Annotated in this window: 13 protein-coding genes; 8 read left to right on the top strand and 5 right to left on the bottom strand. The window is 74.8% G+C overall.

The window, feature by feature from the left end; translation table 11 throughout:
* Positions 1-43 precede the first annotated feature (43 nt).
* Positions 44-1,780: a VWA domain-containing protein gene (locus GCU69_RS16020; protein ID WP_156206421.1), complete on the bottom strand. Its 1,737-nt coding sequence runs from the start codon at positions 1,778-1,780 to the stop codon at positions 44-46.
* A gap of 81 nt (positions 1,781-1,861) precedes the next feature.
* Positions 1,862-2,161, bottom strand: coding sequence for a barstar family protein (locus tag GCU69_RS16015; protein WP_098752793.1), 300 nt, complete (start codon positions 2,159-2,161; stop codon positions 1,862-1,864).
* A 240-nt stretch (positions 2,162-2,401) separates the two neighbouring features.
* Between GCU69_RS16015 and GCU69_RS16010 the strand changes: the two genes are divergently transcribed.
* Positions 2,402-4,474, top strand: a complete 2,073-nt coding sequence (locus GCU69_RS16010) for a PhoX family protein (RefSeq protein WP_098752792.1) — start codon at positions 2,402-2,404, stop codon at positions 4,472-4,474.
* Between the two features lie 408 nt (positions 4,475-4,882).
* Here the strand turns inward: GCU69_RS16010 and ligD are convergent, their stop codons facing one another.
* The gene (gene ligD, locus GCU69_RS16005; RefSeq protein ID WP_098752796.1) at positions 4,883-5,794 is read right to left on the bottom strand and encodes a non-homologous end-joining DNA ligase; all 912 of its coding nucleotides are present in this window, start codon (positions 5,792-5,794) and stop codon (positions 4,883-4,885) included.
* Positions 5,795-6,038: 244 nt separating this feature from the next.
* The gene (locus GCU69_RS16000) at positions 6,039-6,377 is read right to left on the bottom strand and encodes a hypothetical protein (RefSeq protein WP_156206420.1); all 339 of its coding nucleotides are present in this window, start codon (positions 6,375-6,377) and stop codon (positions 6,039-6,041) included.
* Positions 6,378-6,803: 426 nt separating this feature from the next.
* Between GCU69_RS16000 and GCU69_RS15995 the strand changes: the two genes are divergently transcribed.
* The 5 genes from GCU69_RS15995 (at position 6,804) to GCU69_RS15975 (ending at position 11,276) form a co-directional block, all read left to right on the top strand.
* Complete coding sequence (locus GCU69_RS15995) at positions 6,804-7,286, top strand: VanZ family protein (RefSeq protein ID WP_257155764.1); 483 nt, start codon at positions 6,804-6,806, stop codon at positions 7,284-7,286.
* Between the two features lie 355 nt (positions 7,287-7,641).
* The gene (locus GCU69_RS15990; protein ID WP_098752789.1) at positions 7,642-8,229 is read left to right on the top strand and encodes an NADPH-dependent FMN reductase; all 588 of its coding nucleotides are present in this window, start codon (positions 7,642-7,644) and stop codon (positions 8,227-8,229) included.
* Positions 8,230-8,609: 380 nt separating this feature from the next.
* Positions 8,610-9,275, top strand: coding sequence for an NADPH-dependent FMN reductase (locus GCU69_RS33230; protein WP_156206424.1), 666 nt, complete (start codon positions 8,610-8,612; stop codon positions 9,273-9,275).
* 112 nt (positions 9,276-9,387) lie between these two features.
* The gene (locus GCU69_RS15980; protein WP_098752795.1) at positions 9,388-10,425 is read left to right on the top strand and encodes an ATP-binding cassette domain-containing protein; all 1,038 of its coding nucleotides are present in this window, start codon (positions 9,388-9,390) and stop codon (positions 10,423-10,425) included.
* Entirely contained in the window at positions 10,422-11,276 is an 855-nt protein-coding gene (locus GCU69_RS15975; RefSeq protein WP_098752787.1) for an ABC transporter permease, read from the top strand. Before GCU69_RS15980 ends, GCU69_RS15975 begins: the two co-directional genes overlap by 4 nt.
* Before the next feature lie 208 nt (positions 11,277-11,484).
* Here GCU69_RS15975 and GCU69_RS15970 read toward each other — a convergent pair whose 3' ends face one another.
* Entirely contained in the window at positions 11,485-15,111 is a 3,627-nt protein-coding gene (locus tag GCU69_RS15970) for an ATP-binding protein (protein ID WP_156206418.1), read from the bottom strand.
* Positions 15,112-15,675: 564 nt separating this feature from the next.
* Between GCU69_RS15970 and GCU69_RS15965 the strand changes: the two genes are divergently transcribed.
* On the top strand, positions 15,676-16,656 hold the full coding sequence (locus tag GCU69_RS15965) for a pectate lyase family protein (RefSeq protein WP_098755380.1): 981 nt from the start codon (positions 15,676-15,678) through the stop codon (positions 16,654-16,656).
* Between the two features lie 170 nt (positions 16,657-16,826).
* Positions 16,827-20,087 (top strand): substrate-binding domain-containing protein (locus tag GCU69_RS15960; protein ID WP_156206417.1); only part of this gene is annotated, 3,261 nt, incomplete at its 3' end.

Genomic DNA, 20,087 nt, shown 5'->3' with positions numbered 1-20,087 from the left:
CCCGCGCCCGTTCCGTGAGCCGGGGCCGGAGCCCCGGTCGGCGTCAGCTCAGGACCCCTGCCTCGCGCGCGGCTGCCAGCCACGCCGGGTACGCGGCCAGCAGCCGCTCGTACAGCAGGTCGTCCGCGACCGTCCTCGGCTCGGTGCCGGTCGCGAAGAAGGCCGCGTTGTCGACCTTCCGCCGCTCCGGGACGGCCAGCGCGTCGAGCTTGCGGAGGAAGTCGAAGGCCTTGTCCTCCGGCTCGCCGAAGCCGACGAACTGCCAGAACAGCGGCAGCTCCGACGCCTCGCACAGGGCCTTCTCGGCCGCCACCTTGGCGGAGGGCGCGCCGTCCGTCTGGAAGACGACGAACGCCGGGCCGTCGGCGCCGGACTTCCGGTGCCGCTCGACGACGGCCTCCACGGCACGGTGGTAGTTCGTCCGGCCGCCGAGTTCGCCGTGCAGTTCCTCGACGCGGCCCTCGTACGCGTCGAGGGAGATCTCGCCGTCGCTGTCGGCCTCGGTGGAGAAGAAGACGACGGGAACGGTGCCGTCGCCGAGGTGTGCGGAGAGCGCGAGGGTCTGCTCGGCCAGCCGCTGGACGCTGCCGTCCTTGTAGTAACCGCGCATCGAGGCGGAGCGGTCGAGAACGAGGTGGACGGTGGCGCGCTCGCCCGCGAGCCCGTGCGCGGCGAGCGCGGCGCCCGCCGTCTCGCGGAGGCCGGCCAGGTCGGAACCGGCCGCCGGGGCGGTCGTCCGCGCCGTGGCCGCCTTCTTCGCCGCGGTCTTCTTGGCAGCGGTCTTCTTGGCAGGAGCCTTCTGGGCGGCTGCCTTCTTGGTGGCGGCCTTCTTCGCCGCGGACTCTCCCGCGGACTCCCCCGCGGGCGCCTCGGCGTCGGCCTTCTTCGCGGCGGTCTTCCGGGCCGGGGCCTTCTTGGCGGTCGTCTTCTTCGCGGCGGTCTTCCCGGCCGTCTTCTCCGCCGGGGCGGCCGGTGTCTCCTCCGTGGCGGCTTCCGGCTCCGGGGTGTTGTCGCCGGAGAGTTCGGCGACGGCGGCGTCGGCCTCCTCCGTGGCGGCCTTCGCGTCGGCGGCGGCCTCGGCCGCGAGGCCGGGCTTCGCCGCCTCCGGCTCCGTGCCGGGCTCCGGGGCGTTGGCGCCGGAGAGCCCGGCGGCCTCCTCCTTGGCCTCGGCGGCGGGCGTAGCGGCTTCCGGCTCGGGGGTGTTGTCGCCGGACAGCTCCGCGACGGCGGCGTCCGCCTCATCCGTCGCGGCCGCCGCGTCGGCGGTGGCCTCCGCGGCCAGGTCGCGCTTCGCGCCGCGGCGCTCCGTGCCGGGTTCCGGGGCGTTGTCCCCGGACAGTCCGGCGGCCTCCTCCTTGGCCTCGGCGGAGGCCCGGTTCGCCTCCGCCGCACGCCCGGTGTCCCGGGTCGTGCTGCGCGGCGCGTCGAACGCCGCCAGCAGGTCGGAGGCGATCGCGGAGGAGGGCGAGGAGTCGGACCGGGCCGACGTGCCTTCCCGCGAGGACGCCGAGGCCGTGTCCGAAGAGGCCGTGTCCGAGGCCGCCGTACCGGACGACGAGGTGTCCGAGGACGACGTGCCCGAGGACGACCCGTCCGGGGACGGCTCGGACGGCTTCGGCTCGCGGTCCGCGCCCGTCGGCTGGGCCGGGATCGAGGCCGACTGCTCCGCCGCCGGGGCCGTCTCGCTCCCCGCGGGCGCCGGGGCCGCGTCCGCCCCGCGTTCGTCCCCACCAGCCCGGGACCGGCCGAACACATTCCGCAGCAGACTCCGAATGCCCATGGGAGAAGCCCTTTACAAGTATCGGGTGCGATGAATGTCCGAGATGCGGGATTCGTCCCCGACCAGGACGGACATGTAAGGCTAGCCAGCGAGGTCCAGCCGGGCGCGGGTGGCCTCCGCGAAGAGCCGGGAGAGGCGCTGCCCGTCCGGGGACCCCGGCGCGAACAACCCCTGGGCCCGTGCCCGTACGGTCAGGCTCCGGTGCGCGTCGATCACGGCGGACACTCCTCCTGTCTCCACCGCGTCCCACCACGCGTCCAGATTCCGGCCGAACCAGCCCGGCAGGGCGCACGTCTCGGCGACAGCGTCCCAGAAGTCGTCCAGCGTTACGAGTCTCCGGTCGCGGAGATCGACGATCAGGTCCTCCGCCGCATCAGCCATGCCCACGGATGGTAGTCGTTCGCGGCTCCGGCCCCTCGCCCCCCGGGGGTGCGGTACGCGGGCCGAAACACCCGAAACCCGTGCCACTGGGGGCACATGCCGTCCGCCCCGGTTTCATTCACCGTTCACCTAAATGCCGTCGCCGCGCGGATCCACGCGCATAGCGTCGCGGCCGACGAGAGATTCCGACGCGATGTCGGCGCAGGCCGCGCCGGTCAAGGTCCACACAAGGGAGACGAAGTGCGCAGACTTCTGCCGCTCATCAGCTCGCACCCGGGCGGTCGTTCCGCGCTGACCTGCCGCTACCGGTGCGGTGACGCCTGCTTCCACGAGGTGCCCAACACCAGTGACAACGCCTACGCGGGCGATGTTATAGCCGCCGCGCTCTCGCGCCGCTCGGTGCTGCGCGCGGGCGCCGTCGTCACCGTCGCCTCGGCCGCCGGCGCGACGGCGTTCGGGCAGGCGCCCGCCGCCGAGGCCGCGCCGGTCGCGGGCCGCGGCGGCCACGAGCACGGCAGGCACAAGGCCGCGCGCGGGCTGCGCTTCGACGCCGTGGCGCCGAACACCGCCGACACCGTCACCGTGCCCGAGGGGTACGAGCAGAAGATCGTGATCCGCTGGGGCGACCCGATCCTGCGCGGTGCCCCGGCCTTCGACGCCGAGCGGCAGACGGCGAAGGCGCAGGCCGGGCAGTTCGGCTACAACAACGACTTCCTCGCCCTCCTCGACCTGCCGGGCGAGCGCGGCCACCAGTTGCTCGTCGCCAACCACGAGTACACCGACGAGCAGCTGATGTTCACCGGCTACGACCCGGAGAACCCGACCCGCGAGCAGGCCGAGATCGGCTGGGCCGCGCACGGGCTGTCCGTCGTCGTCGTGCGCGAGGACCGCCGCGGCGGCGCGCTCACCCCCGTGCCCCGGCACCGGATCAACCGCCGTATCACCGCCACCACCCCCTTCCGGCTGACCGGCCCGGCCGCGGGCAGTGAGCTGCTGCGCACCTCCGCCGACCCCGAGGGCACCACGGTGCTCGGCACCCTCAACAACTGCGCGGGCGGCACCACCCCGTGGGGCACCGTGCTGTCGGCGGAGGAGAACTTCAACCAGTACTTCGCGCACGCGGACTCCGTGACCGACCCGGAGCACGCCGCGCGCCTCAAGCGGTACGGCCTGTCCGGCGGCGCCAGCGACCGCAAGTGGGAGCGGTTCGACCCGCGGTTCGACGTCACCGAGGAGCCGAACGAGGTCAACCGCTTCGGCTGGATCGTCGAGTTCGACCCGTACGACCCGGAGTCGGTGCCCCGCAAGCACACCGCGCTCGGCCGGTTCAAGCACGAGGCCGCGCAGCCCCGGCTGACCCGGGACGGCCGGCCCGTGATCTACATGGGCGACGACGAGCGCTTCGACTACATGTACAAGTTCGTGTCGAACCGTCGGATGGCCCGCGGCGACAGCCGGGCCGCCCGCGAGCACAACCTCGGCCTGCTCGACGAGGGCACGCTCTACGTCGCCAAGCTGGACGGCAACAGCCCGGCCGACCAGGTGCTCGGCGACGGCGAGCTGCCGCGGGACGGCGAGTTCGACGGCTCCGGCGAGTGGATCAAGCTGGCGTCCGGCGACACCTCGTACGTCGAGGGCATGACCGCCGAGGAGGTCTACGTCTTCACCCGGATCGCCGCCGACAAGGCGGGCGCCACGAAGATGGACCGCCCCGAGGACGTCGAGCCGAGCCCGCGCACCGGCAAGGTGTACGTCGCGCTGACGAACAACACCGACCGGGGCAAGGACGGCAAGCCGGGCCCGGACGAGGCCAACCCGCGCAACGCCAACAAGCACGGCCAGGTCCTGGAGCTGTCCGAGCGCTGGGACAACCCGGCGGGCACCCGCTTCGCCTGGCGGCTGTTCCTGGTCTGCGGCGACCCGGAGGACGAGTCCACCTACTTCGCGGGCTTCCCGAAGGAGCAGGTCAGCCCGATCTCCTGCCCGGACAACCTCACCTTCGACCCGTACGGCAACCTGTGGATCTCCACGGACGGCAACGCGCTCGGCAACCACGACGGGCTGTTCGGCGTCGCCACCTCGGGCCGGAACGAGGGGCAGATCAAGCAGTTCCTGACCGTGCCGGTGGGCGCGGAGACCTGCGGACCGGTGGTGCAGGAGCGCCGGGTGCTGGTCGCGGTCCAGCACCCGGGCGAGGTGGACGGCGCGAGCGCGGAGCAGCCCGGCTCCGCCTGGCCGGACGGACCCGGGAAGGTCTCGCGCCCGGCGGTCGTCAGCGTCTGGCGGCGGGACGGGCGGGACATCGGTGCCTGAGCGGCCCGTGCCGCCTCGGGCGCCTCGGTCGTCCCAGTCGCCTCGGTCCGTCTCAGTCGTTTGAGTCCTCTTGGTGCTCTGGACCTCTGAGTTGCAGGAGTCGTGGCGCGTCGTGAGAGTCGTACGGCCGTGAGAGTCGTACGGGTGTCTGAGAGACGGGACACCGGGAGTCCGGTGGTCCGGAACGCCAGGAACGCCAGGAACGCCACGAGGACTGGGAGACCGTACACACCAACGGCCGGAGCCCCTTGACCCGAGCTCGGCCGGAACGGCGGCGCGGCACCGGCGGATTCACGTCCGCGGGTGCCGCGCCGTTTTGCGGGCGGGACGCCTTGCGGGGCGTCTCGGGGGATGTGCCGCGGGCGCGGGCGGGGCGCTTCGGTGACCGGCGCCGCCGGGCGGGCCGGTTCAGGCGGCGCGGGCCAGGCGGCTTTCCGCCGAGCGCAGGGAGCGGCCGCGGCGGGGCATGCCCGACCACGGGTCCTCGGCGGCCAGTCGCTCGCCGATGGTGGCCATGGTCCAGCGGCGGGCGGTGAGTTCCGGGTCGTCCAGTTCTTCCCGGCCGATCGGGGTGGCGACCGGCGCGCCGGGGAGGGCGCGGACCGCGTACGGGGCGACTGCCGTCTGGGCGTACGCGTTGCGCTGGACGTCCAGATAGACCCGGCCCTTGCGGTCGGCCTTGCGCTGTTCGGTGGTGAGCCGGTCGGGGTGCCGCTCGGCCAGCACCTCGGCGACGTGCCGGGCGAAGGACCGTACGGAGTCGAAGTCGGCCTGCCGGTCCAGCGGGACGACCACGTGCAGGCCGCTCGACCCGGACGTCATGAGCAGGGTGGGCAGGCCGAGCGAGTCCAGCAGCCCGCAGACCTGCCGGGCGGCGTGGCGGACGTCGCCGAAGCCGGCGCCCTCGGCCGGGTCGAGGTCGAAGACCAGCCGGTCGGGGTGGTCGGGCCGGTCCGCGCGGGACAGCCAGCGGTGCGGGGTGACGCACGCCTGCCCGGCGAGATAGGCGAGGGTCGCGGCGTCGTCGCACACCACATGGGTGACGGTGCCGCCCTCCTTGGCCATCTCGGCCCGGTGCACCCAGTCCGGGAAGTAGTCCGGGGCGTTCTTCTGGACCAGCGCCTTCTTCGCGATCCCGTCGGGGTGCCGGACCATCATCAGGGGCCGCTCGCGCAACTGCGGCACCATGCGCCGGGCGACGGCCCGGTAGTGCTCCACCAGGTCCGCCTTGGTGATGCCGTCGTCGGGGAACAGCACCTTGTCCGGGCGGGATATGTCGAGGGTGCGCCGGCCCACCCGGATCTGTCGCGTGTCACTCACCCGCTTCGGGTAGCCGGTACGGCCCACGGCAAACCCGGCCGGTGATGCGGGCGGGGCGGCCGCGGGATCCGTACGGCGCCTGTGGCGGTGTCAGTTCCCGGCGCGCGCGGCGTGTGTGGCGCGCACGGCCGGTGTGGCGCGCAGGGGCACACAGCGCTTACGGCGCTTACGGCGCTGACGGCGCTGACGGCGCTGACGGCGCTCACGGGGTGTGCGGGGTGTGCGGGGTGCGCCGGTGCGCGGTTCAGCGCGGGGTGTGGGCGCCGCTTCCGGTGTCGCCGCCCGACGCGGTCGGCGGCCTGGTGTCGGTGCGGGACTGCTTGTTCTTCTTCGGCGCCAGACCGAGCAGGCCCAGCAGCCCCAGCAGGCCCCACAGTCCGTGGCCGCCGTTGCTGTCGCCGCCCTCTTCCTGCGCCTGTACGGACTGCGCCTGTACGGACTGTGCCTGGGCGGCCTGTGCCTGGGCGGCCTGTGCCTGGGTGACGCCGGCCGCCGGTGCCTCCTGCGGCTGTGCCGCTGCCGGTGTCACCAGCAGCATGCCGGTGAGGAGAGTGGTTCCGGCCGATATCGCGATCCTTCGCATGACGGGCCTTCCTGGTCGGGCGCTCGGGCGCTCGCGGGTCGGGCGCCTCGGGCGTTGTGGTGGCCGGGCGCCGAGGTGGTCGGGACGTACGCCCGGACACTCACCAGGGCACCACCCCGGGCTGAAGGCTGCTCGAAAGGCACCGCCGTTCGGGTGACGGGCGACGGGCAGCCGGTTCGTGTGCCGGAACTAACGCGGGGTAACCGCAGGGCTGGACAACAACGACCAGGGGAGGTCCGGATGGCCCGCACGGCACTGTTCGGCGCGGGACGACGGGGTGGCCGCGGCGGTGGCGGTGGCCGCCCCGGCAGCGGCGGCCGTACGAGCCGAACGAAGAGCGGGGCCGGGCGGTCCGGCCGCAAGCCCGGGGCCCGTACCGGTATCCGGAGCGCGGCGTCGGCGCCGGTCCGGCCGACGTGGGGAGCCGTGCTCCTGCGGCTGCTGGTCACGTTGGTGGCCTTCGCCGCGATGGTGGGGTTCGCGGTGCTGCTGGCCCGGTTGACGCTGACCCCGTCCGCCGCCTCCGAACACCTCACCCACAGCAATCTGCGCCCCGGTGACTCGATCCGGGCCTATCTGGACCAGCCGGGCCTGCGGGACGCCGCGAAGCAGATCGGGGGCAACGTACTGCTCGGGGTGCCCTTCGGGGTGCTGCTGCCGGTGCTGCTGCCGAGGACGCGGGGGCTGCTGCGCATCGCGCTGCTGACGGCGCTGGTGATGGTGCTGGTCGAACTGGTGCAGGGCCTCGGCGTGACCGGGCGGGCCTTCGACATCGACGACGTCATTCTCAACACGTTCGGTGCCCTGCTCGGCTACTTCGTCGTGGGCCGGCGACTGGGCCGGGCGGTGCATCCGCGGCGCCGCGCCGGATGGCGGCGGAGCCGCACGGAATCGGCGGCCGGGGACTGACCCGGGCTGACACCCGGCCTGATCCGGACCGGCCCGGCCGGGCGGGCGGGAGCCGGATCACCTGGCTGCGGGGCGTGCGCCGTCCGCCCGTCCGCCCGTCCGCCCGTCCGTCCGCCCGTCCGGCCATCCGCCCGTCCGGCCATCCGCCCGTCCGGTGAGCCCGGCCGTCCGGTGATCCCGCACGACCATCCCGGCGAATCCGGCCGACCCGCGCGGAGAGCGCTCCCGGCCGCGCACCGTCGGCTCCGAGCCGCGCACCGTCCCGTAAGCGGGAGTCCGGAAGGGCTTGACCTCAAGTCCTCTTGAGGTTGGAGGCTTCAGATGTAGGGAGAAGCCCGAACCCTGAGGAGTTCGCATGTCCACCGAGCCCGTCCGTCTCGCCGTCGTCATCGGAAGCGTCCGGGAGGGCCGCTTCGGTCCGACCGTCGCCCACTGGATCGCCGACGAGGCCCGGAAGCGCCCCGAGTTCGACGTCGATCTGATCGACCTCGCGGACGCCCGCCTCGACACCGCCGGACCCACCGCGGAGCCGGGGTCCCGTACGAAGGAGCTGTTGCGCGAGGTGAGTCCCCGGCTCGCCGCGGCCGACGCCTTCACCGTGGTCACACCGGAGTACAACCACAGCTTCCCCGCGGGGCTGAAGAACCTGATCGACTGGCACCACAGCGAGTGGCACGCCAAGCCCGTCGGCTTCGTCTCGTACGGGGGGATCTCCGGCGGCCTGCGCGCGGTGGAGCAACTGCGGCTGGTCTTCGCCGAGCTGCACGCGGTGACGGTGCGCGACACCGTCAGCTTCCACATGGCGTGGGAGCGGTTCGGCGAGGACGGGCGGCCGACGGACCCCGAGGGCCACGGTGCCGCCGCGAAGACCCTGTTGGACAGTTTGTACTGGTGGGCCGACGCCCTCCGCGAGGCCCGCAGGCGACAGCCGTACGCGGCCTGACCGGCCGTCCCTGCCCGGCCGTCCCTGCCCGGCCCGTCCCTGCCCGGCTCCGCCCCGACCGGCTCCGCCGAGCCGGCCCGGAGCGACTACCCGGCTGGTCCCCGACCGGCCGGGTTTGTGACCGGCAGCGTTTCCCACCGGCTCGGCCTCACGGGGATCGGTCCCGCCGGGCTCGGTCTCACCGGGCTGGGTCTCATCGGGCCGGCCCCGCCGCGGTTCCCCCGGGTTCCGGCAGCCCGTGCCGCCTCCCGCCCGTGCGGTCCCGCTGGACCCGGTCCAGCGGCCGCCGGATCCGTTCCAGCGCCCCAACGGTGACAGCCCGACGAAGGAGGTGCCCTGTGGACCCGACCACCCGGCAGGCCCGGGGCGGCGGCGCCGGAATGCCGACCCCGCTGCGGGTCGCCGTCATCATCGGCAGCACCCGGCGGGGCCGGGCCGGTGACGCGGTGGGCCGCTGGTTCCTCGGGCGGGTGCGGCACCGCGACACCGTCGAGCCGGCCGTCGTCGACCTCGCCGAGTACGACTTCCCGGCGCGCCACCCGGAGGTCCCGACCCGGCAGACGGCGGCGTTCACCGCCGAGATCGACCGGGCGGAGGCGTTCGTGGTGGTCACCCCCGAGTACAACCGCAGCTTTCCCGCCTCCCTCAAGCAGGCCATCGACTACGCCTACGAGGAGTGGCGGGCGAAGCCGGTCGGGTTCGTCTCCTACGGCCACCGCTCGCGCGGGCTGTACGCCGTGGAGCAGCTGCGATCGGTCTTCACCGAGCTGCACACGGTGACCGTGCGCGACGGAGTCGGCCTGGACCTGGTCTACGGCACACCGGACGACGAGGACGGCCACGGCGGCGGTGGCCGGAACGACGGCGGCCCCGGCGGCGACGGCCGGGACGGCGGCGGGTTCCCCGGCGGCGAGGGTCCTGGCGGCGGAGACGGGCGGCACGGCGGGGACGGTCCCGCGCGGGACGCCGACGCGCTGCTCGACCAGCTCGTCTGGTGGGGCCTCGCGCTGCGGGAGGCGCGGGCCGTACGCCCGTACGTCTGCTGAGACGTGTCCGCCTGCGCGCCGCACCGATGAGTTCGCGGCGCCCGCGGAGTCAGCACAGCGACGGGCGAATGAGGAAGACCGAGCAAGAGACGTGGGAACAGAGGGGATGACGATGAGCAAGTCCACGACCGGACCGGCGATCGAGACATCGGGGCTGGTGAAAACGTTCGGGGAGACCCGCGCGGTCGACGGCATCGATCTGGTCGTGCCGGCCGGCAGCGTCTACGGGGTCCTCGGCCCCAACGGCGCGGGCAAGACCACCGCGGTCAAGCTGCTCGCGACGCTGCTGCGCCCCGACGGCGGCGAGGCCCGCGTCTTCGGCCACGACGTGCTGCGCGAGGCGGACGCCGTCCGCAGCCGGGTGAGCCTGACCGGGCAGTACGCCTCGGTCGACGAGGATCTGACCGGTACGGAGAACCTGGTCCTGCTGGGCCGGCTGCTCGGCCACCGGAAGCCCGCCGCGCGGGAGCGGGCCGCCCAGCTGCTGGAGGCCTTCGGACTGACCGACGCCGCGAGCCGCCAGGTGAAGAACTACTCGGGCGGCATGCGGCGCCGGATCGACATCGCCGCGAGCATCCTCAACACGCCCGACCTGCTGTTCCTCGACGAGCCGACGACGGGCCTCGACCCGCGCAGCCGCAACCAGGTGTGGGACATCGTGCGGGCCGTCGTCGCCCAGGGCACGACGGTGCTGCTGACCACGCAGTATCTGGACGAGGCCGACCAACTGGCCTCCCGTATCGCCGTCATCGACCACGGCAAGGTCATCGCCGAGGGCACCAAGGGCGAGCTGAAGGCGTCGGTCGGGGCGGGCGCGATCCATCTGCGGCTGCGGGACGCCGCCCAGCGTCCGGAGGCGGAGAAGGTCCTGCTCCGCACGCTGGACGCGCAGGTGCAGACGGACCCGGACCCGGTGGCGCTCACCGCGCGGATCGGGGCCGGAACGGTCGCCGGGGCATGGGCCGCGGACCGTACGGAGACGGCTGCCGCGGACCTCGGCGCGGCGGACCAGGCGGCCCGCGCGCTGTCCGAGCTGACCGCCGCCGGCATCACCGTCGACAGCTTCTCGCTGGGCCAGCCCAGCCTGGACGAGGTCTTCCTCGCCCTCACCGACCACCCCGCCACCGTGAAAGAGGAGGCCTCGGCATGACCACCGCCCCCACCACCGACGACCGGTCCGCGGAACTCGCGCCGGTGAGCAGCGAGAGCCTGGCCGCCGTACTGATCGCCAAGGAACGCCCGCCGCGGCCGAGTGCCTGGTCGGCCTCGCTGACCTTCGGCTGGCGCGCCGTGCTCAAGATCAAGCATGTGCCCGAGCAGCTTTTCGACGTCACCATTTTCCCGATCATGATGACGCTGATGTTCACGTATCTGTTCGGTGGCGCGCTCGCCGGATCGACCAGTGAGTATCTGCAGTTCCTGCTGCCCGGGATCATGGTGATGAGCGTCGTGATGATCACGATGTACACCGGTGTCTCGGTCAACACCGATATCGAGAAGGGCGTCTTCGACCGCTTCCGTACGCTGCCGATCTGGCGGCCGTCGACGATGGTCGGTTATCTGCTCGGTGACCTGCTGCGCTACACGCTGGCCTCGCTGGTGATCCTCACCGTCGGGCTGATCCTCGGCTTCCGGCCGGAGGGCGGCGCCGCGGGTGTGCTGGCGGCGATCGCGCTGCTGCTGGTGTTCTCGTTCGCGTTCTCGTGGGTCTGGACGATGTTCGGGCTGCTGCTGCGCAGTGAGAAGTCCGTGATGGGCGTCAGCATGATGGTGCTGTTCCCGGCGACCTTCCTCAGCAACGTCTTCGTCAATCCGGACACGATGCCCGGCTGGCTGCAGGCCTTTGTCGACGTCAACCCGATCGCCCACCTGGTGGCGGCCGTGCGCGCGCTGATGGCGGGCAGCTGGGACACCGGTGAGATCAGCTGGGTACTGATCTCCAGCGCGGCGTTCGTCGCCGTCTTCGGGACGCTGACGATGCGGCTCTACAACCGGAAGTGACGGGACTGCCGCGAGCCGCGCCACCGGGAGCCGCGGTCGCCGACGGTGCCGTGGGACGGACGGGCCGCGCCGGGGAGACTTCCCGGCGCGGCCCGTTGTCCGGGTGCGGCCCGTTGTCCGGGTGCGGCCCGTTGTCCGGGTGCGGCCCGTTGTCCGGGTGCGGCGAGATCCTCCGGCGGTGCCCGCCGCCGAGGCCCTCCGGCGGACCTCACAGCCGCCAGACGGTCCCGTCCGGGGTGTAGCAGCAGGCCACACCCGTGGTGACGGTGGCGCGCAGATGTGCCGCCAGCGGCGGGTGCAGCCGGTCCAGTTTGCGGAGGCTGTCGCGGATCCGCGCGGTGACCGTCTTGCGGGCCCGTTCCGCCTCGTCCCCCAGCCGCCGGTCCCGGCCGGCCAGCCCGGCGGCGGCGCGCAACTCCTCCAGCAGCGCCGCCCGTTCCCGGTCGTACGCGGCAGCGCGCGCGTCGTCACCTGCCGCCGCAGCCCGGTCGATCTCCGTGTCCAGCCGGTCGAGCCGGCGCCGGTACCGGGCTTTGGCCTCCTCGTCCAGTACGGGATCGCCGCCCATGCTCCGGGCCGCGACCACGACGTCGCCTCCCGCCGGATTCAGCAGGACCGCGCACGGGGTGTCGGTGCCCGGCCGGCTCAGCAGCGTGTGCAGGTCCCGCAGCCCCTTGGCGTCGGGCGCATGCGCGGTCCGGCCGCCATAGGTGAGGGTCCAGACCTCCGCCTCCCGCCGGAACACCCCGGTCCGCTCCGGCCCGACGCGCCGCGAACGGCCCTGCGCCCCGTCCCGCCGTGATGCGTCCCGATCCGGCCTGTCGCGCCGTGGTCCGTCCCGCTCCGGCCCGGCTGCCGCCGCCCGTGATGCGTCCCGCTCCGGCCCGGCTGCCGCCGCCCGTGATGCGTCCCGCTCCGGCCTGGCTGCCGCCGCCCGTGGTCCGTCCCGGCCCGCTTCCCCCGGAGTCCGTGCGGCCGCACCCGGGGCCCCGTCGGCGGCTGCCTCCGGACTCCGCCGCCCCGCCTCTCCCGCGCCCGCCTCTCCCGGTCCGGTCTCCTCCGGGCCCGCCTCTCCCCGCCCCGGCTCCCCGGCCCCTGCCCGCCCACGGACACACAATCCCCCCGCCGTACCGCCCGCCGTACCGGCCGGGGCACCGGCAGCCGCACCGTGCCCCGCCGCCGCCCACAGCTCGCGCACCCGGCCCGGGATGTGGCGCATCCCCAGCTCGCCCGCCTCCCGCACGGCCTCGTCCAGCAGCTCCCGGGCCCTCGCCGCGTCCCCCGCCCCGCCGCGCCCCAGCAGTGCCCCGGCGAGACCGATCCGGGCGTCGACCGACCAGGGCCGGGCGTCGAGCCGGGCGGCGCTGCGGAGCGCCTCGCCGTAGCCCTCGACGGCGTCGTCCCAGCGCTCCTGCGCCGCGTCCAGCAGGGCGCTCCAGAGCGCCATCGGCCCCTGGATGTCGCAGCCGTACAGGGAGACGGCCCACTGCCCGGCGTACGGGGCGATGGCGGCGCGGGCCTGCTCGCACAGCTCCGGATCGCGGGCGAGTGCCGCGGTCTGCGCCCGGCAGCGCAGCCACAGCGGCGCCCACTCCCGCGGATACGGTTCTCCGCCGGTGGCCGCCGCGGCGGCCATGACCTCCTCGTGGTGCCGCAGCGCCGAGTCGAGGTCGCCCAGCTCCACGGCGGTGACGGCGGCCGGCAGTCCGGGGTGCGGGTGGCCGGACTCGCTCATGGCGCGGTGCAGCGCCGGGAGTTCCCCGAAGCGGCCCTGGTGCAGCAGGGCCGACCACCGGACGTGGTCCACCATCGCGCGCACCTGCGGATGGTCGTGGTCGAACTCGGCGAGGGTCCGCTCCAGCAGGGTCTCCGTCTCCGGGAAACCGCCGCGGAAGGCGGCCACGATGGCTCCGTCGACGGTGGAGGCGAAGCGGGCGCGCGGGGTGCCGCTGCGCTCGGCGAGCCGGAGCAGTGCGTGGAACTGCTCGAGGCAGCGGGGGTCGCCCTGTTCCAGGAGCGCCACCCAGCGGAAGGACTTGGCGAAGACCTCCATGTCCTGGTCACCGGTCCGGCGGGCGAGGTCGATCAGCTCGTCGATCAGCGTCAGCCGCTCGGGGGCGCTGCCCGGGCCCCAGATCGCGTTGTGCCGGGCCCACAGGCTGAATTCCAGCGCGTCGTCGTCACCGCCGCGCCGGGCCAGCGCGGTGGAGCGGACGGTCAGCTCCCGGACCAGGACGTCCGCGAAGCTCTCGTCGCGCCGGGCGAGGGCGGCGCTGTCGGCCCCGTCGGCGGCGCTGCCCGGGGCCGTCAGCCGGTGTGCCTCCGCGAGCAGTTCGGTCTTCAGGCGCTCCTGGTCGGGGTCGCGGAGGTCGGTCTGCCGGTGGAGGGTGAGCGCGACGCGGGCCAGCAGGTCCGCGTCGCCCAGCTCCCGGGCCTGGTCGGCGGCGTCCCGGCAGTACCGCCAGGCCTCGGCGCGGGAGCCCTCGTGCAGCAGCTGCTCGCCGAGGTCCAGCGCGGTCACGATGCGACGGCGCGGTTCGCCCGCCGCCCCGGCCAGCGCGTGGGCGCGGCGGAGATGGCCGATCACCTCGTCCACGGCGAGCCGGCCGCCCGCGTCCCGGGCCGCGGCGACCAGCAGGGTCAGCGCCCGGTCCGGCGGCAGCTCCGGCCCGGCGAGGTGCGCGTGGTGGGCGAGGTCGGCGGGCAGTACCCGGTCGGCGAGGGCGGGGGTGCGGTCGACGGCCCGGACGACCTCGGCGTGCAGCCGGGCCGCCTCCCCCTCGCCGAGGGACTCGTACAGGGTCTCGCGCACCAGGTCGTGCGCGAAGGCGAAGCGTCCCGCGCCGCGGGCGGTGACGAGCCGGGCGGCGACCGCCTCGTCGAGCAGCCGGTCGACCTGCGGCACCGGGGCCGCGGCGGTGGCGGCGAGCACCTGGCGCTGGAACTCGCCGCCGAGCACGGCGGCGGTCGACAGCAGCCGGGCGACCGGCTCGGACAGCAGGGACAGCCGCCGCCGGAGGGCGTCCCGCACGCCGGGGGCGACCGCGGTGACCGAGCTGCCGCTGTGCCACAGCCGGGCCGTCTGCTCCACGAAGAACGGATTGCCTCCGGTGCGCCGGTGCACGGCGGCGACCAGCTCCGGGTCCGGCGCCCGTCCGGCGGTACGGGCCATCAGCGCGCCGGTCTCCTCCGGGCCGAGGCCGGTCAGGGTCACGGTCGCGGCCTTCGCCGTGAGCGGTGTCATCGGGCCGCGCAGCGGATGCCCGGGGGATTCCACCTCGACGTCGCGGTAGGTGCCGATCAGCAGCAGCCGCTCGAACCAGGTGTGCTGGGCGGCGAACTCCAGGAGCCGCAGCGAAGCGGTGTCGGACCAGTGGAGATCGTCCAGTACGACCACGACCGGGCGGCTGCGCGAGACCGACACCAGGGCGCTGGTCACCGCGTCGAACAGCTGGAACTCCTCGACGGCGGCGGGGCCGGCCGCCGGGGTGTCCGCGGGCCGGGCGGGCGCCTCGCCCAGCAGCACCGCGAGACCGCGGCCCGCGACGGCCTCCGCCGCCGACCACTCCTCGGGACGGGCGCCGAGCCGCAGCGCGCGGACGACCTGCACCCAGGGCCAGTGCCCCGGCGCGCTCTCGGAGTCCCAGCAGGAGCCGCCGAGGACGAGCGCGCCCTGCCGCCGGGCCTCCTCGGCGGCGCCGGTGACGAGCGCGGTCTTGCCGATGCCCGCCTCGCCGGTGACCAGCACCAGCCCGCCGTGGCTCTCGGCCGTGCGGGCGATCGCGGCGCGCAGCAGCCCCGCGGGGTGCTCGCGGCCGAGCAACGCGGGTGTCATGTCGCGATCCCTTCCCGTGTCCTTCTGCTCCGGTGCCGGGTGCCGGGTGCCCGGTGCCCGGTCACCGCGGTCCTGCACCGCCCCGGCACCGGTCACGGCACCGGGGTCCTCCACCGCCCCGGCACCGGTCACGGCGCGCGGCCCTGGCCGGCCGCGGCACCGGTCCGTACGGGCCCCGGAACCGGCCCGTACGATCCCGGCACCGGTCCCACGTCACCGCCCTCGGCGGCGGTTCCCGCACCGCCTCCGGGCAGCGCGTCCCCGTACCGGCGGCGGTGCCGGTCACGCCCTGTGCGCCGCGGCGGATTCCGTACCGGCCGAGACACCGGCCATCGAAGCACGCCGCACTGACAACACGGGCCCGGTCCTGCCGGGGGTGCGGGCCCGGGACGGCGGAGCCGTCCGCCGATCGCGCGCAATAGTCCACACGCGGCACCCCATCGTCCAACGAGGCCGCCCTAGCATCATCGGTGAGCCGGCCGCGCGGCACCGGTGAACAGCCTGTTCCAGCACCACGTACCGACCGAGACCCCCCCAACTCCCCCCCATCGGACGGAGCATGTCATGCGCAGGACGAGCGCACAGTTCAAGCTGGCCAGTGCCGTGGCCGTGACGGCGGCCGCCGTGGCCTTCAGCGGCATCACCGCCGCGAGCGGCACCGCCGGCGAGGCCGGCGGCACCGAGGCCCCGAGCCGGACCGCTGCCGCCTCGCCCGTCGGCTTCGGCGCCGCCACCACCGGCGGCGCGGGCGGCGAGACCGTCACCGTGTCCGACGCCGGAGCCTTCGCCGAGGCCGTGCAGAGCGACGGACCGCTCGTCGTCCAGGTGGACGGCACCATCGAGCTGGGCGAGATGACGAAGGTCGCCTCCGACAAGACCGTCGTCGGCGTCGGCACCTCCGGGAAGATCACCGGCAGCGGCCTCAACGTCAGCGGCGTCGAGAACGTCATCATCCAGAACCTCAGCTTCAGCGGCTCGAACGACGACGCCATCAACGTGCAGGAATCCACCAACGTGTGGATCGACCACAACGACATCACCGGAGCGAGCGACGGCGGCGTCGACATCAAGCGCGCCTCCGACCAGATCACCGTGTCCTGGAACCGCAGCCACGACCAGGACAAAAACATGCTCCTCGGCCACTCCGACGACAACGGCGGCCAGGACTCCGGAAAGCTGCGGGTCACGTACGTCCACAACTGGTTCGACGGCACCAACCAGCGCAACCCGCGCGTCCGCTTCGGCAACCCGGTGCACGTGCTGAACAACTACTTCAGCGACATCGGCAGCTACGGCGTGGCCTCCACCGAGGACGCGGGCGTGCTGGTCGAGGCGAACTTCTTCGAGAACACCGAGGACCCCTTCCACCTCGGCGAGGGCGACTCCGGCGAGGGCTCCCTCGTCGCCGAGGACAACCACTTCGTCAACTCCGGCGAGGGCCAGACCGGCGGCAGCGTCGCGAGCATCCCGTACGACTACTCGGCCGACAGCGCCACCGAGGTGAAGTCGATCGTGACCGCCGGCGCGGGCGTCGGAAAGATCTGAGCCGCGCCCGCACGGCACCTTCCGCAGCACCTTCCGCGGCCCGCCCCGGGACCGGACCGGTCCATCCACCGGTCTTGTCCCGGGCGCGGGCCCGCCGCTATCGTCCACGGTCCTGACGGAGCATGCCCCGAGCGGCGGCATGGGATCGGGCCGGACGAGCGAGGCAGCCCATGGCGGAGAACGGCCCCCCGCGGGGGCGGCCCGCGCCGGGCGGGACGCGGAACGGCGGCGGCGACAGCCGTCCCGGGCCTCCGCACCGCCCGACCCTCGGCCTGGTCACCGCCAACATCCATCTGGGCGTCGGTGCCACCCTCTGGTCCGGTGTCCTCGCCGCGGCCGAGCGCAACGACGTCAACCTGGTGTGCCTCCCCGGCGGCCCGCTGCGGCCCGGCGGCGCCCCGCGCAACGCGCTCTACGAACTCATCGGCGCGGACCGGCTGGACGGCGTCATCTGCTGGACCTCCACCCTCGGCCTGCCCGCCGCGAGCGACCGCGCCGACCGACTGGCCGGGCGGCTGCGGCAGTTACCCGTCGTCAGCCTCAACCGCGGCCTCGACGGCCACGAGACGCTGCTCCTCGACAGCCACGCCGGGATGCGGCAGGCCGTCGGCCACCTCGTCGGCACCCACGGCCGCCGCCGGCTCGCCTGCATCCGCGGCCCGCTCGCCAACCCCGTCTCGCTGGACCGCTACCGCGCCTACACCCACGCCCTGACCCGGCACCGCATCCCCGTCGACCGCTCCCTGGTCACCGCCGCGCTCGACTTCGGCAGTGGCGCGGGCGCCTCCGCGATGCGGGTGCTGCTCGACATCCGGGGCCTGGTCCCCGGCCGGGACTTCGACGCGGTCGTCGCGTGCAGCGACGTCCTCGCCGCCGACGCGCTGCGTTTCCTGACGGGGCGCGGCATCCGGGTCCCCGAGGACGTAGCGGTCATCAGCTTCAACGACTCCCTGGAGGCCCGGCTCTCCGACCCGCCGCTGACCTCCGTCGCGCTGCCCTTCGCCGAACTCGGCTCCCTGGCCGTCGACACGCTGCTCGCCCGGTTGCGCGGCACCCGCCCCCCGGCCAGGTCCGTCGTCGCCGGCACCCTCGTCACCCGCCGGTCCTGCGGTTGCCACTCCTCGCTCGTCGCCCAGGGCGCGCCGGACGCCCCGGGGCCGGCGGAGGAGCCGGCCGCCGGAGTCGTGCCGGCGGGGGGAGAGGGCTGGGCGCGGGCCTTCGCGGCGCTGCCCCGCTCGGGCCCGCAGCTGGCCGCGGCCTTCGCGGCGGACCTCGCCGGCCCCGGCGCGGGCGGCGCGTTCCTCGGCACCGTCGAGCGGCTGATCGGGAACAGCCTGCACACCCGCGAGGACGCGACCCTCTGGGACGCCGCCCTGCTCGGCGTCCGCGGCGAGGTGGTCCCGCAACTGCCCGTCGAGAACCGGCAGCACGCCGAACGGCTGCTCGGCCAGGCCCGGCTGACGGTCGCCGACAAGTCGCACCGGCTGCTGGAGTACGAGCGCTGGGCCGAGGAGCAGGAGTCCCGCCGGCTGCGCGAACTCGGCACCACCCTCACCACCGCCACCGACATGGACGCCCTCACCGGCGCCCTCTCCCGCCATCTGCCCGGCACGGGCGTGGCCGGCTGCCGGCTGGCGCTCTACGAGGACGGGGGCGCCGAGGGCACGGCCCGGCCCGTCCTGACCCGCGAGGAACAGCGCGCACCGGGCGGGCGGGGAGCCCCGTACCGGGCCGGGCTGCTGCTCCCCGACGCCCTGCTGCCGCCCCCGGACCGGCGGTTCACCCTGGTGGCCGAGCCGCTGCACATCGGTGACGAACAGCTCGGCTTCGCGCTGTTCGACGCCGGGCCCGGGCAGGGCGCGGCGCACCGGGGCGGCCTCTACCGGGCGCTGGGCGACCAGATCAGCGCGGCGCTCAAGGGCATCCGGCTGTTCGACGAGGTGCGCCGGGCCCGCGACGCGGCCGAGCAGGCCAACCAGCTCAAGACCCGGCTGCTCGACAACGCCACCGACGAACTGCGCACCCCGGTGGAGGCCATCCTCCGGCAGACGGGCCCGCGCGGACCGGGCCCCTCCGGCCCCTCCGAACCGGGGGCCCCCGAGCCGGGTTCCGCCGAGCCGGGCTTCTCGGAGCCGGGTTCCTCCGGGGGCGCTGCGCGGCACCCGGCGGAACGCCCCCGCGGCGGGACGCCCCGCGACGGCACCGGGGACACTGCGGCGGCCGAGGCCGTGGCGGCCGTGGTGGCCGCCGAGGACACTCCCGGTACTCCCGCCACCGCAGGCACAGAGGTCACCGCGGCCACAGAGGTCACCGCGGCCACAGAGGTCACCGCGGCCACAGAGGTCACCCCGGCCACTGCGGGCACAGCCGCCGCCGAGGCCGCCACCGCGGCCGCCGCGCTCCGTACCGTGCACGACGACGCCGGGCGGCTGCTGCGCCTCATCGACGACCTGCTGGACCTGTCCCGCTCCGAGATCGACGCCCTCGACCTCTCCCGGCAGCTGCTGGACCCGCGCCCCGTGCTCGTCGACGCGTTCGAGACGGTCGCCGGAACCGTCCGGGGGACCGTCGCGGGAACAGCCCCCGGCACGGGCGCCGGGCGGCGGCTGCGGCTGCCCCCGAGGCTCCCCGCCGTCCGCGCGGACGGCGCCCGGCTGCGGCAGATCATCCTCAACCTGCTCACCGCCGCCCTGGGCCACAGCACCGGCCGGGGCAGGCTCAGCCTGGCCGCCGACGTCCGACCGCCCATGCTGTCCGTACGGATCGCCTGTCCGGATCTCGACGTGCCGCCCGGGGAGGAGGAGACCCTCTTCCAGCCGTTCGCCTCCGGCGCGCCCGGCAACCGGCTCGGGCTGGCCATCGCGCGCCGCCTCGCCGTGCTGCACGGCGGCTCCGTGGCGCTGCACCGCGGACCCGGGCCGCGCGGCTTCCACCTGGAGCTGCCGCTGCCCACCCCCGCCGACACCCCGGGCCCCGCGCCGGCCGCGGCGGACCGGCCCGGCGGGCGCGGGACGCTGCTGGTCGCCGCGGCCACCGCTCCCCCGCCCGAGATCACCGCCGTCGCCCGGCAGAACCGGCTGCGCCCGCACCGGCTGCACCCCGACGACGACACGGCCTCGCTGCTGGCCGGGACCGCCCCGGCCGCCGTCGTCTGGGACGCCGCGAACGCCCGCCCGCACGAGTGGTCGCCCGTGCAGCGGCTGCACGACCACCCGGCGTGCCGCCACACCCCGTTCCTGCTGTACGGCCCGGCCGCCGACCGCAACGCACAGCACGACGGGAACCCCGTCCCCGGGCTCGGCCCCGACCTGGCCGGCGCCCTGCACGCGCTGCGGCCGCCCGGGCTGACCGCCCCCGTCGTGGTGGCCGACAGCTGCGCCGCCACCCGGGAGCGGCTGCGGCGGCTGCTGGCCGGGGTGCTGCCCGGCCGC

The sequence above is a fragment of the Streptomyces lycii genome, from assembly GCF_009735685.1.
GTDB classification, from domain to species: Bacteria; Actinomycetota; Actinomycetes; order Streptomycetales; family Streptomycetaceae; genus Streptomyces; species Streptomyces lycii.
The sequence above is the reverse complement of the archived record's forward strand: the minus strand, read 5'-3'. Positions and strand labels throughout refer to the sequence as shown.